Raw genomic sequence first — 14,840 nt, forward strand, 5'->3', positions numbered from 1 at the left:
CTCCAAAACGTTATTGAATTTATTTATAAAAACGTTGTATCACCGCGTCCGTCGCGGCATAACCGGCTTTGATCAATTTGCCCATCGTCGTCAGCGTGGCCGGCAACTGACGGCTATTGGATCCCAGCGCCGAGATGATATAATTATCGTCCAGTCCTGTTCGGAAAAGTCCGCCCGGCTCCAGTTGATAACCTTTTACCAAGGCGTGAGCAAATGACTCGGCAAACTGCTGCATATAAAACGGCTCAAAAGCGCGTTTGTTTTCGGCCAACTCTGTTATCCAGTCGGCATACATGTACAAAAACTTTTGCAGCAATTTGGCATCTTCGTCATTGAGCGCCGATGCCGAACCAAAAATATTTTTTATCCAGGCATCTTTTCGCTCGGAGCGCAGCAAAAATTGCATGATATAATAAAGATACAAAAACCGGATCAACGGCGCTTTGATCAACGCTTGCGCCGGATCGGGAAGATTGGTAAAGGTCAGTACTTCGCCGTCTTCTTTGAGGGCAAATTCATGGCATAAGGTTTTTGCGCCGGATGTTTCAAACGTCTGCCGCGCAAAATCAATAATAGCCAGTGCGCCTAAAACCTCAATCACGTGGGCTTTGTTACGCTGCCCGGTGGATCCTTCAAAATTGGGATACAATTCTTTGATCGTATCGGCTAAATAATACAAATGATGCAAACCGGAGAGATTTTTTTCGTAATACGCAAGCGCGGCTTTGGTTTTAGCATGAAACGTATTCGAATCAATTTGGCTTTCGTTGTCCGCTTGTACGCCAAAGTACGGCATGACCGTCAGCGCACCTTTCAGCGCTTTCTGCAGTTTGGGATCGGATTTTTGCGAACAAAAATTTTTGAGCAAAATCGGAAAACCCGCCGCACCGGTACCGCCGAAAATCGAACTGACGACAAAAATACGGTCCCCCGGCTGAAAGGAATTGACAAATTGATCGTATTCATCCATTGAGGTCAGCGTATTGAGCGCCACCGAACCCATATTGGGCTTGCCTTTGAAGCCTTCCGTCAGTTCGTCATCCAAATACTCTTCCGAATACAAAAGATTGACCATAAACTGGTCTTCCGCCGAGAGTTTGCTGTAATCTATGAAGTCGCGAAATTTTTTCTGATGCGTACTGTCAAAACTAAAACGAAACATCGCCGTCGGGTCGGCGCCCGTGATCTGGCCGATCGTGCGCATCGGTGTCGTAAAAAACTCCGATTCGGGTTGTACGCGTGATCGTATCTTTTGATACCATTTCAACGTTTCTTCCGATTGTACCGTATTTCCATTGGTCAGATCCACATCCACGATGATCGGTACGACTTCGTCGGCTTCGATGCGCACACCCGACGCGAGCAGCATCGTCAACGAACGAATAACCCGTGCGCCGGTTCCGCCGATACCAAATATATACAGTTTACTCATGCGATAACTCCGTCAGAATGGAATCGTGGAAGCATTGGTAGAATAACGTTTCATCGCCAAACCGGCTACGAGGCTGAGGATAAAAGCATAGGCCATATTGGCCAGCATAAACAGCATCGCACTGCCGGGTAATCCGTTGATTGTTGTATTCCATTTAAATACACCCAACGCGATCAGACCGAATAAAAAAGCCATCAATCCGTTATACGACCAAAAAAACCGCGTATCGACGGCTGTTTTGGGAATACGAAGACTGAGAAAAAAATAGTACAACCAGGCTGAAAACACACCGTACAGCAACATCAAAAACCCCGCAAGCGGATAGATTTCCCTCCGCCATACGGCTTCCAGTTGGCGACCGTGCCACACTTCGTATAAGGCCGTAAACATATCCGACATGACTTATTGTTCCTTTACGATATTAAGCTTCACTGAAAAATACGGCCCCGTATCGCCGCGGTAGGCTTCTCTAAAACCGTGAACCAAAGCCTGCATACTCGGATCGCTGCCATAAAACCGTTCAAAATCCTGTACCTTAGCCAATTCAAAAAAATACCTATTCGTATTTTCAAAAAGGCGATAAAGCTTGACCACGACAACGTGCGAATATGTACTGAGCTGCTCGGCTTCTTTTTCGTCAGCAAGGTTTTTAAACTGATACGCCGTGTACCAACGCATCGCAACGTGCTGCGGATCGACATCTTTGATCAACGTGTTTTTAGTTAAATAAACCGAATCCAGTTGCAAACCTTCGTATTTTTTTAAATCCAAGCCCATCGCAAACTGGATATACCCTTTGCCGGCCAGCGAAGCGTCTTCGATCGTTCGGCAAAAATCCTGACTGATAAACCACGTCGTTTCATCGCGTTGCGAATAATTCAAAAAAGCTATCTCCGGCACCGGATATTTCACACCCAAAAAAATTTTATGCCGGTAATCGCGCAACCCGCCCTCCCGATCAAAGAGCAGTACGGACGCCGACGTGCCGATCACCATCACGTAATACGGGCGATCAACGGACTTTTCACGAAAAGCATACAATCCCACCGCATTATGTTTGGCTATTTGGGCAAGTACGTCGGTTTTTAAAGCAAGATCGAGATTGTCCGCATCTTTTTCAGACAATTCAAAATCCGAAACCAAAACGGATATGTCCTGCGCTTCATGCCGGTGTTGCACCTGTTCGATCATGGATAAAATCGGCGTGGACTTGGCTTTCATAATGTCGCCGGTACGGATAGCCTTATACAAAATATTATAATCGGTATGCAGTAAACTGCTTGCGATGAGATGATAACGTACCGTGTCGGCGATGTTGTCGGTTTTCATTTTCTGAATCCGGCTTATACATTCCGATATGGTTGAACGAAACAGCGATGTGGGATTGGTAAAATCACGCATGGAACCGGAGTTGTCCACGTACATTCGTACCGCCGCGATAGGAAGCGGTTCCGGTAACGCCGCCGAATCTGCGCACGGACAGCCATTGGCATCTACGGCCACACCGCGTGCATTATCGCATTCGTCCTTGGCGTCTTCAACCCGATCACCATCTTTGTCAGATTTGCATCCGAACAAAACGACGGAAACCACGATCAAAGAGGTCAAACCTATGACGCGCAACCGATGAAAAGTCTTTGTAAACGGTACCATGAAGTAGCAATCAGGCATTTGATAAACCGATGTCCGTTAAGATTAAGAATCATACACCGAAAAAACAATACAAAACACGACGCAACGGGATTTGTTGATGGATCGTGCAACCTTTTGCAAAACCTTTCCGTATGCATTTTATCCGTCGCGCTTTTGTTGTTATTGACTTTTGCGCGTACGGTTTTTATTATGTCGCACCTTTCGATTGGAAAATGCAGCCAATCTTGTTTAAAAAAATTGTCCCAGTCTTATGAATTGAACGCCGGATTACATATCCCCGCGTTGATTCGCGCGATGCCGGTATGCTGTACATAGGCTAATGTACACAAAAACGCAATGAATTCCGTTATAGTACAATTCAATTTTTTCACTTAACGAACAGAGGTTTATGAGTACAAACAAAGAAGCATGGGGTTCGCGTGTAGGCTTGATCCTTGCGATGGCAGGCAATGCCGTCGGACTGGGAAACTTCCTAAGGTTTCCGGTACAGGCGATACAAAATGGCGGCGGGGCCTTTATCATCCCGTATTTGGTGTGTTTTCTTTTGATGGGATTGCCGCTGCTTTTCGTGGAATGGGCCATGGGACGTTACGGCGGTAAAAACGGCCACCACAGCACGCCTTTCATTTTAGATTCAATGGACAAACGCTCATTTTGGAAATACATCGGCGTGTTCGGGATTTTCACCAACCTTGCCGTAGCGGCGTACTATTGTTATCTTGAATCATGGACCATCGCGTATGTTTATCACATGCTCGTCGGCAGTTTCAATGGTCAGAACCAAGATCAGGTTGCAGGATTTTTTAATGAGTATCTCGGCTTTTCCGGTTTTGAAAATGTGATCATTTGGCTCTTGTGTCTATTTCTCAACACCTGGATTCTTTCCAAAGGGTTGAGCGGCGGTGTCGAAAAAGTTGCCAAAATCGGCATGCCGTTGTTAATTCTTTTCGGCATTCTTTTGGCCATTCGCGGATTTACACTTAGTGCCGGGGAAAATGGCGCTATATATGACGGTACCGTCGGTTTAAATTTCTTATGGACGCCTCAGTTTGACACGATTTGGGATGGCAAGGTATGGCTGGCCGCCGCCGGGCAGATATTTTTTACATTGTCCGTCGGTATGGGATCGATCCATTGTTATGCATCCTACGTCAAATCCAAAGATGATATTGCTCTCAATTCTATGTCTGCGGGCTGGATGAATGAATTTGTGGAGGTGGTGCTCGGTAGTGCAATATTGATCCCTATCGCCGTCGGATATCTCGGCATCGACAAAGTCATCGAAATGACCGCCAGCGGCGGGCTTGGGTTGGGTTTCAAAACATTGCCTTACCTTTTTACGCAGTGGGGTCCGATCCTTGCCGCATTGGCCGGTGTGTTTTGGTTTGGTCTTTTATTTTTTGCGGGAATTACATCCTCCCTCGCGATGGGTACACCCTGTATGGGTTTCATGATGGACGAGTTCGGATGGAAGCGCGAAAAAGCCGCATGGGCATTCGGCTTTACCATACTCATATTGGGATTACCCACCGTATTATTTTTTCACCACGGGGTTTTCGATGAATATGATTATTGGGCCGGCACCGTTTCATTGGTGATTTTTGCTTTATTCGAAATTATCCTCTTTGCATGGGTTTTTGGTATGGATAAAGGCTGGAAAGAAATCACCGACGGCGCCGATATTAAAGTACCTAACGTATTCAAATTTATCATCAAATTTATCACACCGATTCTTCTCGGATGGGTATTTGTGAAGAGTCTTCCGGATATTTGGAATACGATAAGCAATAAAAAGCTATATGATAAAATAGCTGCCACTACGGATCCTGTGCAAATCGCTGCAATACAAGAATCCATCATGTATGTCAATGCCTCGCGATTTGTATTGCTGGGCATTTTTGTCGGAGTATCTATTTTAGTATTTATCGCATATAAAAAACGTATCCGCGAAGGGAGATTTACATCATGAATTCATCCGCATTAGCGTTTATGCTGATCACCTACATCGTAGTTATCGGAGCGACAGGATACTTCTTTTATCTCGCACTGACGACCAAACCGCATGACGAACCGGATTCTTTTACGGAAAACGACAACGTCCCGCGGTAATCAAGTAAATACTTTCATCTATAAAAGCGTATGCTCATCTCGAGCGTACGCTTTTTTTATTGGGCGAAAACAAATCGCATTTCTCCTGTTGTACGGCATGATGCGGTTCGCTATATTGCGCCGAAGTTATACTCAATAAACGGATCATCAACTTGCATCTAGGATACCTGTTCAAAGAAAGCTTTAGCGGTTTGCATCGCGCGACATTATCTACATTTGTCGCCGTGACGATCATCGCTATCGCGTTGTCACTCTTTAGTTTTTTTCTGATCATCACGCTCAACATCAATCAACTCGTCGAAGACATACGTAGTCGCGTGGAACTGGAAGCGTTCCTTGACCGCGCTTTGGACACGCCGCAATCTAAAAAAATAGAAGCCGCCATTCGCGACATCGAAGGCGTCGAATCGGTGACGTTTATTTCAAAATCCGATGCGGCGCGGATCCTCAAAAAAGCTATGGGTGCAGATGATATTTTTGATCTCGTAGAAAGTAATCCGCTCCCCGCCTCGTTCAAAATTCGTCTGCAATCGGAGTACCGCAATTGGCAGAATGTGCTCGCCGTTGCCCAGACTCTAGAAACGATTGACGGCGTCGACGAAGTCAGCTACCAAAAAGAACTCCTGCTCGCTTTGGATGAAAAAGTAGATTTGTATAATATGATCAGCATCGGATTGGGCTGTATCGCCGCACTGGCCGCCGTACTGCTGGTATCCAACACCATCAAACTGAGCATCTATGCCAAACGCGATGTGATCAAAACGATGAAACTCGTTGGCGCCAAAAACAGTTTTATCGCTGCGCCGTTCATTCTTGAGGGCATCCTGCAAGGTGTTTTGGGAAGCCTGATCGCCACCGGTATAGCTTATGCCTTGATCCGCATCGTCCAACGTTATCTTTTACCGACGTTGCAGTTTTCGTGGGAAATACCGGCCATCGTGGTCGGCTTTGGTATTCTGCTCGGCTTATTCGGAAGTTTTGTCTCAATTCGTTTTTTTCTGAAGGAAAAAATCAGCGACATGTGATTGATTTATGAACGAAAAAAGCATGCCTCGTTGCATCACGTCCTCTCTTTTTATTGCGCTTATACTGACGACGGCTTCGCTCCGCGCTCAGGAAGAAACTGGCTATCCGTATATCAAAAACTACACCATGCGTGATATCCCTGCCGGCTTACAAAATTGGGCTGTCGCTCAGGATCAACGCGGCATCATGTACTTCGGCAATTCCAATGGGTTGCTTATTTTTGACGGCGTACATTGGCGCGTCACGGAAACGCCGGGCCGCGCATTCATACGTTCGATCGCTATCAATACGTCCGATGAAGTTTTTGCGGGTGCAGTAGACGACTTGGGCTACTTATGGCCGGACTCCAACGGACAGCGCCAATTTGTATCTCTACTGTCTGCCATCCCGGAACCGGATCGCCATTTTGGCGATGTGTGGAAATCGTTTTGCATAGGAAACCGCATCGTATTTCAAACCTTTAGCCGCATTTTTATTTTCGAATCCGCACCGCCGGAATCGCCTGAACGATTTCGGTTCGTACGCACCATCCAACCGCCCAATTCGCTTCATTTCTCGTTTCAAGTTCGAAATGCGATCTATATGATCGTACGAGGCCACGGATTACACCTGTTGCAAAACGATACGCTGGTACTAGCGCCGGGCGGAGCGTTTTTTGCATCGGATCGGATTTACGCGATGCTACCGTGGGAAAACGATGCAACGATGATTTTTACTCGTGAACGCGGTATTTTTCTTTGGAAGGACGAAAAAATCATGCCGTTTGCGGGCGATGTTCATACCGATCTGCCGCGGCATCAGATATACCACGCGACATTATTAAGCGATTCGACGGTTGCCATCGCTACGCTGGATAACGGGATATGGATTATGAACCGTTTCGGTCGGCGCATTGCCGCATTCGATCGATCATCCGGTCTTATGGATCAATCCATTTTATATCTTTTTACCGATCGTGAAAATAATTTATGGGCAGGCCTCAATCAAGGAATTGCACGTGTCGAGTATCCTTCCCGCTATACTTTTTTTTCCGAACGTAACGGTCTGACCGGCTCGGTTTTCAAAATCGCCCGTCATCAGGGAAATCTCTATGTCGCAACGTTTGACGGCCTTTACCGCCTATCTAAAAACAACACGCATCAACTGGAGCGTGTAACCGGAATTTCCTCCTCCGTATGGCACTTGTACTCTGCCGGAACATCCCTTGTTATTGCCGCTACGGACGGTGTGTACGCTTTGCGGGATCATGTCATTCAGCGAATCAGCGATCGCCCTTATAATTATGTGATCGCCACCACGCTGTCAGATGCCAAACAAATTCTAGTCGGTCATGCCAAAGGAGTGGATATATATCGTCAACAGAACGGGAGATGGGTTTCGACGGCGGCGTGGCAGGGCATTGATGATGAGATACGTACGATCACAGAGTATGCGCCGGGAAAATTTTGGTTAGGTACGATGTTTCGCGGGGTGATGCATTATACTACGCCGGGACAGGTCACGCGTTACGGTGCGTCGCATGGTTTGCCGCCCGGTGAAATTCGGCCTTTCATGATCAACGAACACTTACTTTTTGCAACCTCATCCGGCATTATGACGTTTGACAAGGATCGTTTCCTACGCCCTCCCGCATTGCAAGCACCCGACGATGTCTTTGTTGGTTATGGTATATGGATGCATGCCGTTGATCGTCATAATTTCTGGGTTAGCGTAGAAACTAAGCGCGGCGCGAATACCTACCGCGCCACGATGGATGATAACGGATCCATCCACTATGGGAAACCCATTTTGGTCCGCGCCGATCGCCACGTGATTTGGAATGGTATGCAAGACGACGACGGCATAGCCTGGTTCGGCGGACCGGACGGTATCATTCGTTATGACGCCCATACGGCCGACAACACGACGGCTCCTTTTCATGCCTTGATTAGCCGAATTACTTTGCAAAGTGACACCAGCCGAGCCGAATACAATATCCGGTTCCGTAATCCTACACAGATACCGGAATATCCGGCCATGGGCATTCGGTTTGAATGTGCCGCAACGAGTTTTACCCGTCAGGAATTCAACGAATTTCAATATTGGCTCGAAGGTTTCAATCATATGTGGTCGGATTGGACAACCGAGACGCGCCGGGATTATACCAATCTGCCGGAAGGTGTCTTTACGTTTCGCGTGCGTGCCCGCAATTTTGCAGGTCAGATCGGAAAAGAAGATGCCTTTACTTTTAGAGTGACGGCACCCTGGCACAAAAGCAATTGGTTTATGAGTCTGACCGCAATGGTGCTCGTTGGTTTATTGATCGGAGCCGTACGTTTTGCCACAGTGCGACGATGGAAACGCCGTGTGATGGATCTCGAACTGCGTGAACGCATTTCACGCGATCTGCATGACGAGATCGGCGCCAATCTGAGTAATATTGCGTTGCTGTCAGAAATGCTGAGCGCTAAAGAAAATTTTGAAAACAAAGAAAAAGAGCAACTGGCCCGCATCAGCAATGTCGCACGCCGAACCGTAGATACGATGCGCGATATCATTTGGGCTATTCAACCGCATCAGGATCAACTTGACGAGATGATGTTACGCATGAAGGATTTGACCTCCGAGTTGTTGGGAGATACGTTGCCTTACACGCTCGATTTTCCGTCCGAAAACCTAACCCGTACCGTTACCATGCCCTATCGGCAAAACATCATCCTTATCTACAAAGAGCTTCTTCACAACATCATCAAACATGCGCAAGCCTCGTTCGTACACATCCGTTTGGTTATTACCGGCGATGAACTTGTTTTGGTTGTCACGGATAACGGCATCGGTTTTGACGCCCAGCATTCCCATGACGGCGGATACGGCGTAAAAAATCTGAAGCGGCGGACCCGGGGAATCCGCGGCGACATCCGTTGGGAAACAGCCGAAAACGGCGGAACACGAACCACATTACGATGCACTTTGGCGTAATTGGGACGGGAATTTTTGCTTGATATTCCACGGCTCGGTCTCTATATTGCGGCACATTCATTATCAAACTAAGCATGATTATCCACCGATACCTCCGTCAAAAACCAGCTATTCCGAAATCGGTTTTTTTAGCGACCGGTGCCATTATTGTGGGTGACGTCGTTATGGGTGAAGACTGTTCAGTTTGGTTTAATGCCGTGATTCGCGGCGATGTGAATACAATACGGATAGGTTCACGAACTAATATACAGGACGGTGCAATTATTCATTGCACGCTGGATAAATATGCCACGGTGATCGGTGATGATGTGTCCATCGGTCATGGTGCCATCGTGCACGGATGTACCGTTCACGATCATGTTCTGATCGGTATGGGCGCTAAAATACTGGATCGCGCTGTGATTCACCCGTATGCCATGATCGCGGCGGGTGCTGTCGTCCGAGAAGGGTTCGAAGTACCGGAACGCACATTGATGGCTGGTGTTCCTGCCAAACCCGTACGATCTCTGACGGACGACGAAATCGCGATGATTGATCGTATACCGCAAAATTATATACGTTATGCCGCGGATTACAGAACATTAAACGTTTTGGATTCAGCGGTTGTTTTTTCTTCATCACAAACCTCAAATGTATGAAAAAAATCGTTATCATTGACGACGATCAGGACTTTGTTTCGGTCGCCGGTAAAGTTCTTTCCCACATCGGTAAATTTGACGTTGTGGCGCATACCGACAGTTCGGACGCGATGGATTTGATTCGCCGTGAGAAACCCGACCTCATTATCGTGGATATCATGATGCCCAAAGTGGACGGTTTTACAATCCTTCGCAATGTTCGTACCTCAGCCGACTTACAACATATCAAAGTCATTGTGTGTTCAGCTAAAATCTTTGATGTGGATAAGAAAAATGCGCTCAAGCTCGGTGCCAATGAATATATTTCAAAAATCACCGCTGCTTCAGAACTGGTGGACAAAGTCAATGCCGTACTCGGTACGGTCTGATCTTTTTTTTACAAGGGATATCGTATGAAATACAAATTTTGGGGCGTTCGCGGTTCGATCCCAACGCCCGGCCCGGAAACCGTTGGTTACGGCGGCAACACCTCCTGTGGCGAGCTGACACTTGATGACGGCAGCATGATCATTTTCGATATGGGCTCCGGTATCCGCGTACTTGGTAACGATTTGATGAAGCGCGGTAAAAAACCGGTCGAGGCCATTATTCTCTTAAGCCATACGCACTGGGATCACATTCAGGGTTTCCCTTTTTTTGTACCGGCATTTATTCCTGGTAATAAAATTTTGATCTGTGGCTGTGAAGAAGTGGACATCAAATTGGAAACCATCATCAAAGATCAGATGAAAAGCGCGTATTTCCCTGTCGAATTGTCCGACATGCCCGCCGCTATAGGATTTAAGCGACTTTATGAAGGGCGCTTCAAAATCAGCGGAGCGCGTGTTGATACCATGTATCTTAATCACCCGGGATTCACCTTGGCTTACCGCGTGGAATACAACGGCAAATCGGTCGTCTATGCCAGCGACAACGAACCCTATCCCATTCAGGCTAGCGATGCTACAGAAATGGCCGGCATGAAATATCAGGGTAAAGACAACCATCGCATTATTGAGTTTTCCAAAAATTGCGACCTCCTGATTCACGATTGCCAATACACACCCGAACAGTATAAAACCAAAGTCGGTTGGGGCCATTCACCTTACGATTATGTCGCTGAAATCGCATGGAAAGCCAACGTAAAACGACTGGCCGTTCATCATCACGATCCGAGCCATGATGATGCATTTGTGGACGGTATCGTCAATAACGTAAAAAATCTGCTCCGCGAAAAAGGTGCACGCGCCGAAGCGTTCGGGGCGCGGGAAGGATTGGAAATCGAACTCTGATGCGCGAAGAACTGTGCCGGTTCCTAGCGCTCAAAATATAGTGTAATCGGTAGTTTGCGTCACCTGAAGATAGGGCGGGTGGCCGCATCATCATTTTTAAAACGACAGGAGTCCGTATGAACATTGTCGAACTCGACAATATTGTACTTTACTTAGACAAACAAGTGCTCGGTAAAGAACCTAATATTTCCCTAAAAGACCTCAAATCTAAAGACATCCCCAGTTTTTATAAAAACTATTTCGATCGTGAAGCCGAAAAATGGATTCGTGAAGAATCCTCCATGTTTTTATCGTCGGGCCGTTTTAATTACGATGATCCCGAGGTGCGCGCTAAGTTTGAAGAACTTTATATGATCCTGAAAAACAAAGCGATCTTCAATCGCTCCAAATTACACCGTAATATGGAGCAGGCTGTCAAACTGCAATCCAATTTCCTTATCGCACCCCAGCGCACGATGGTGCAGTTTATTTATCGCGACGATGAAACGCTCACGCCGGCGGAAGTCAAAGATTCGATGAAGTATTTTCTCGATTACGATTATTATTACAAAGCGTTGGAAACCTATTTTGCCACTAACGCCATGGAGACCATTTCGCGAGCCAAGTTTAAAAACTTCATCGCTCAATTGGACGAAAAAGCGCTGTCGCAGGACAAAACGGTTGCCGCCGTCAACGTTGCCAAAGTCATTGTCGGATTTCTCAATATGGGACGCACCCAGCAAAGCGACGTTTTGGAATCTGATATTTTGGTAAATGCTTATCAGGATCGCAGTTTACCGGAATACGTCGAAGCGATCAAACAAGCCATCAGCAAAGGAAAAACTACGCTCGCTGTCAGTGTGCTTGACACCATGTTCAAATCCTACCTGTCCACCGGTGATATAGAACCCAAAGTGGAAGTCAAACCGACTAAAGTGGAAGTCACCAAATACGACGACAAAACCGATATCATTAATACCAAAAATCTCAATAATCTGGTTTCACAGATCGAAGATATCGCAGAAGAACCGGTGATGGCTGATGTGGATGCGCTCTTCGAAGAGGACGATGACGATATCGTACTTACACCGCAGCCGGAAGTAAAGCCGATCAAAGCCGAAGCCCCCAAACCTGTTGAAACGCCCAAAGCGGAGGTCCATACACCGTCATCCGGCGGCCACGCCAGTGTGTCGGATCAGTTTGCCGATCAGCTTGCCAAAAACATGGGACAGGCCGATGTGCTCGAAGACCTCAACAAAATCATCGAAGACAAAGACAAAAAGACCTATATCAAAAAGCTCTTTAAGAAAAAAGACAAAGAGTTTTTTGATCTCATTGCGACACTCAATGCCGCCAAAAATTGGAAAGATGCCAATAACATCATTGATGACGAATTCTATCGGCTCGAAATCAATCCGTACCAAAGTGAAGCCATTGCTTTCACTGATGCCGTGTATTCGCGGTATTTTCCTAAGAGCTGAAATCAAAAAAGTATCAATTAAAAAACCCGGTAAGGCCGGGTTTTTTAATTTAAGCTCAGTATTTGTTAAATCATTTTACATCGTTTGTATCAACTCGACTAATTTGCCCATGCCTCCCATACCCGTTTTCGCAAACGTTGCGTCGGCGCCTGCCGCCTCCGCTTTGGCTTTGTATTCTTCAAGCGACCCGGTATGAAAAATAATCTTAGGCCGCGCAGGGTTGACGGCTTTCACTTCGCTGCAAACTTCGATCCCGCTTTTATGGGGCATATTGGTATCCAGGATAATCACGTCCGGGTCAAACGATTTGACTTTTTCTATCGCTTGCAAACCGTCTTCTGCAAAATCCATTTCAAAACCGGCTTTGCCTAATACGATCTTCAAAAGGCTGCGTACGGTATTTTCGTCATCCACGATCAAAACTTTTTTGGGCACGGTATATTCCTTCTTAAGATTTAAGATTTCACAAAATGTTTACCGCTTAGCTGACGCACGGCACCGCGGATTTCTAACTGTAAAAGATGGGACAGCGCTTCATGTGCATTCATACGGGCAGCCTCTGCGATAGCATCAATGTGAAGCGGTTCCGGTGATAATTTTTCATACACCGATTGTTCTTCCAAGCTGAGTTGGATCGCCGGTGTAGGTATACGTTTTGTTTGTGTTAAACGACCTTCTAATTCCTGCAAAATATCATCTACCGTTTCGACGAGTTTAGCACCGCTACGGATCAATCGATTACTGCCTTTGGCTTGCGGATTGGTAGCCAGGCCGGGCACGGCAAACACCTCGCGGTTCTGATCCAGTGCATAATCCGCCGTAATCAGAGCACCGCTTTTTTCGCCGGCTTCAATGACAACTGTACCGAGCGAAAGTCCGCTGATGATTCGGTTTCGTCCGGGAAAATGCGTTGCATCCGGGCCTGTCCCCATCGGATAGTCCGCCAGGATCGCACCGCGGTGCGCTATTTCCATAGCCAATCTGTAATTTTCACTGGGATAGATATGATCCACGCCGGAACCCAGCACGGCGATCGTACGTCCTCCGCTGCGTAATGCCGCGGCATGCGCTACCGTATCAATACCCCGCGCCAACCCACTGACGACGGTAATACCGCGTTGAGCTAACTCTTGCGCAAGCTTTTCTGCCATCGCACGCCCGTACGCCGTCGGCTGACGTGTTCCGACGATCGCTATCGCATGGGCATCCTCCGGCATTATTGCCCCGCGCACAAACAAAAACGTGGGTGCGGTTTCAGTTTGTGTGAGTAATTCCGGAAATCCAGATTCGGAAAAAACCAATAATTCCGTCGCGCTTTCCTGCATGGATCGCATCTGCGCATGAGCAAAAGCAATGCTTGCTTCATGGTCCTGCTTGATGCGCTCGGCGGTCGGCGCATCCATACCTTGCACGGCAGCTAATGCTTTGGCCGAAGCGCTGAGAACGGACGCGGGCGACCCAAAGTGACGAATAAGATTGCGCAATCGGGCATGCCCCATACCGCGCACACCGATCAGGCGTAATAAATCAAAATTTTGGTCCTTATGCGAACGATGCGTCACACTCATAGATAGATCAATCCGTTTGAATTTCCCCAATCGAAAAGCCGCGTAATGTAATATGCACTCCGCATAAATGCAAGAAGCGCTGGTTTGTTTTTCGTAAAAATGAATCCCAAGCTACTTAAAAAAGCACCATACTTTATAACTATTCAAAACAGCTACTTAACCATTTCCGCTTGACTTTATAATCCATTTACATAAATTATTTTACCTTTCAAGTACCAGTTCTTATAAAGTACATGCCGTATATGGGGCGGCTGAAATCGTTCGCATCTTTTTGTTAAATTATTATGAGGATTTTATGATCGTAAAATCTACGCTTTTGTTGCTTTGGACTCTGATTGCGGCATGCAGTGCATCGCGTACACAGGTTGAGGCCCAGCAAGGTGCGGAAAAATATCAATTGATTGCTATCGAAAAATTTTCAAAAGATATTAAATACGTATTCAATAGTAAGCGATCTTACGTATTATGCATCAAAGAAACGCGCCCGGAACGCCCTCCGCAGATCAATGTATTGAGTTTTTTGTTGATCGAAGCCGCCTCCGGCCAGATCGTGCTTGAAGAAACCATAGCCAATGCCCAAGCCGAATGGGTATCCGAATCTGAAGTACGCGTGACGTTTATACCCGGAATAATCAAAGAAGGCGAACATTCTCCTAACGGTTACATATATAACATTCAGACCCATAAAAAAACCGACTTACAAGCTAAAGCACATTAATAAATAA

At 46.7% G+C, this 14,840-nt stretch carries 14 protein-coding genes; 9 read left to right on the forward strand and 5 right to left on the reverse strand.

Annotated elements, in window-relative coordinates; genetic code table 11:
• Positions 1-19: 19 nt before the first annotated feature.
• From HUU58_03305 to HUU58_03315, 3 genes are read right to left on the reverse strand one after another with little or no spacing between them, the layout of a single operon-like run.
• Positions 20-1,432: a hypothetical protein gene (locus HUU58_03305; GenBank protein ID NUN44683.1), complete on the reverse strand. Its 1,413-nt coding sequence runs from the start codon at positions 1,430-1,432 to the stop codon at positions 20-22.
• Positions 1,433-1,444: 12 nt separating this feature from the next.
• Positions 1,445-1,831 (reverse strand): hypothetical protein, encoded by a 387-nt coding sequence (locus tag HUU58_03310; protein NUN44684.1) that lies wholly within the window; start codon positions 1,829-1,831, stop codon positions 1,445-1,447.
• Between the two features lie 3 nt (positions 1,832-1,834).
• Positions 1,835-3,085, reverse strand: a complete 1,251-nt coding sequence (locus HUU58_03315; GenBank protein NUN44685.1) for a hypothetical protein — start codon at positions 3,083-3,085, stop codon at positions 1,835-1,837.
• A 388-nt stretch (positions 3,086-3,473) separates the two neighbouring features.
• On the opposite strand from HUU58_03315, the gene HUU58_03320 reads away from it, so the two are divergent.
• The 8 genes from HUU58_03320 to HUU58_03355 all read left to right on the forward strand — a co-directional run bounded on the left by HUU58_03320 (position 3,474) and on the right by HUU58_03355 (position 12,547).
• Complete coding sequence (locus HUU58_03320; protein NUN44686.1) at positions 3,474-5,054, forward strand: sodium-dependent transporter; 1,581 nt, start codon at positions 3,474-3,476, stop codon at positions 5,052-5,054.
• Positions 5,051-5,194 (forward strand): hypothetical protein, encoded by a 144-nt coding sequence (locus HUU58_03325; protein ID NUN44687.1) that lies wholly within the window; start codon positions 5,051-5,053, stop codon positions 5,192-5,194. Before HUU58_03320 ends, HUU58_03325 begins: the two co-directional genes overlap by 4 nt.
• Positions 5,195-5,346: 152 nt before the next feature.
• The gene (locus HUU58_03330; protein ID NUN44688.1) at positions 5,347-6,219 is read left to right on the forward strand and encodes an ABC transporter permease; all 873 of its coding nucleotides are present in this window, start codon (positions 5,347-5,349) and stop codon (positions 6,217-6,219) included.
• A 22-nt stretch (positions 6,220-6,241) separates the two neighbouring features.
• Positions 6,242-9,178: a hypothetical protein gene (locus HUU58_03335; protein NUN44689.1), complete on the forward strand. Its 2,937-nt coding sequence runs from the start codon at positions 6,242-6,244 to the stop codon at positions 9,176-9,178.
• Between the two features lie 74 nt (positions 9,179-9,252).
• Positions 9,253-9,816 carry a gamma carbonic anhydrase family protein gene (locus HUU58_03340; protein ID NUN44690.1) on the forward strand — a complete coding sequence of 188 codons (564 nt, stop codon included), beginning with the start codon at positions 9,253-9,255 and terminating at the stop codon, positions 9,814-9,816.
• Positions 9,813-10,184: a response regulator gene (locus HUU58_03345; GenBank protein ID NUN44691.1), complete on the forward strand. Its 372-nt coding sequence runs from the start codon at positions 9,813-9,815 to the stop codon at positions 10,182-10,184. Before HUU58_03340 ends, HUU58_03345 begins: the two co-directional genes overlap by 4 nt.
• A 24-nt stretch (positions 10,185-10,208) precedes the next feature.
• Positions 10,209-11,087 (forward strand): MBL fold metallo-hydrolase, encoded by an 879-nt coding sequence (locus HUU58_03350; protein NUN44692.1) that lies wholly within the window; start codon positions 10,209-10,211, stop codon positions 11,085-11,087.
• Between the two features lie 116 nt (positions 11,088-11,203).
• On the forward strand, positions 11,204-12,547 hold the full coding sequence (locus tag HUU58_03355; GenBank protein NUN44693.1) for a hypothetical protein: 1,344 nt from the start codon (positions 11,204-11,206) through the stop codon (positions 12,545-12,547).
• A 75-nt stretch (positions 12,548-12,622) separates the two neighbouring features.
• Here the strand turns inward: HUU58_03355 and HUU58_03360 are convergent, their stop codons facing one another.
• Entirely contained in the window at positions 12,623-12,982 is a 360-nt protein-coding gene (locus HUU58_03360) for a response regulator (GenBank protein NUN44694.1), read from the reverse strand.
• A 20-nt stretch (positions 12,983-13,002) separates the two neighbouring features.
• Positions 13,003-14,115: a DNA-protecting protein DprA gene (gene dprA / locus HUU58_03365; GenBank protein ID NUN44695.1), complete on the reverse strand. Its 1,113-nt coding sequence runs from the start codon at positions 14,113-14,115 to the stop codon at positions 13,003-13,005.
• A 295-nt stretch (positions 14,116-14,410) separates the two neighbouring features.
• On the opposite strand from dprA, the gene HUU58_03370 reads away from it, so the two are divergent.
• Positions 14,411-14,833: a hypothetical protein gene (locus HUU58_03370; GenBank protein NUN44696.1), complete on the forward strand. Its 423-nt coding sequence runs from the start codon at positions 14,411-14,413 to the stop codon at positions 14,831-14,833.
• Positions 14,834-14,840 lie beyond the last annotated feature (7 nt).

This window comes from bacterium (genome assembly GCA_013360215.1).
GTDB lineage: Bacteria > CLD3 > CLD3 > SB21 > SB21 > JABWCP01.

Bases quoted from the DNA above. Each gene is read 5' to 3' on its own strand.
- HUU58_03305 (NUN44683.1), bottom strand. From the start codon at position 1,432: ATGAGTAAACTGTATATATTTGGTATCGGCGGAACCGGCGCACGGGTT.
- HUU58_03310 (NUN44684.1), bottom strand. From the start codon at position 1,831: ATGTCGGATATGTTTACGGCCTTATACGAAGTGTGGCACGGTCGCCAA.
- HUU58_03315 (NUN44685.1), bottom strand. From the start codon at position 3,085: ATGGTACCGTTTACAAAGACTTTTCATCGGTTGCGCGTCATAGGTTTG.
- HUU58_03320 (NUN44686.1), top strand. From the start codon at position 3,474: ATGAGTACAAACAAAGAAGCATGGGGTTCGCGTGTAGGCTTGATCCTT.
- HUU58_03325 (NUN44687.1), top strand. From the start codon at position 5,051: ATGAATTCATCCGCATTAGCGTTTATGCTGATCACCTACATCGTAGTT.
- HUU58_03335 (NUN44689.1), top strand. From the start codon at position 6,242: ATGCCTCGTTGCATCACGTCCTCTCTTTTTATTGCGCTTATACTGACG.
- HUU58_03340 (NUN44690.1), top strand. From the start codon at position 9,253: ATGATTATCCACCGATACCTCCGTCAAAAACCAGCTATTCCGAAATCG.
- HUU58_03345 (NUN44691.1), top strand. From the start codon at position 9,813: ATGAAAAAAATCGTTATCATTGACGACGATCAGGACTTTGTTTCGGTC.
- HUU58_03350 (NUN44692.1), top strand. From the start codon at position 10,209: ATGAAATACAAATTTTGGGGCGTTCGCGGTTCGATCCCAACGCCCGGC.
- HUU58_03355 (NUN44693.1), top strand. From the start codon at position 11,204: ATGAACATTGTCGAACTCGACAATATTGTACTTTACTTAGACAAACAA.
- dprA (NUN44695.1), bottom strand. From the start codon at position 14,115: ATGAGTGTGACGCATCGTTCGCATAAGGACCAAAATTTTGATTTATTA.
- HUU58_03370 (NUN44696.1), top strand. From the start codon at position 14,411: ATGATCGTAAAATCTACGCTTTTGTTGCTTTGGACTCTGATTGCGGCA.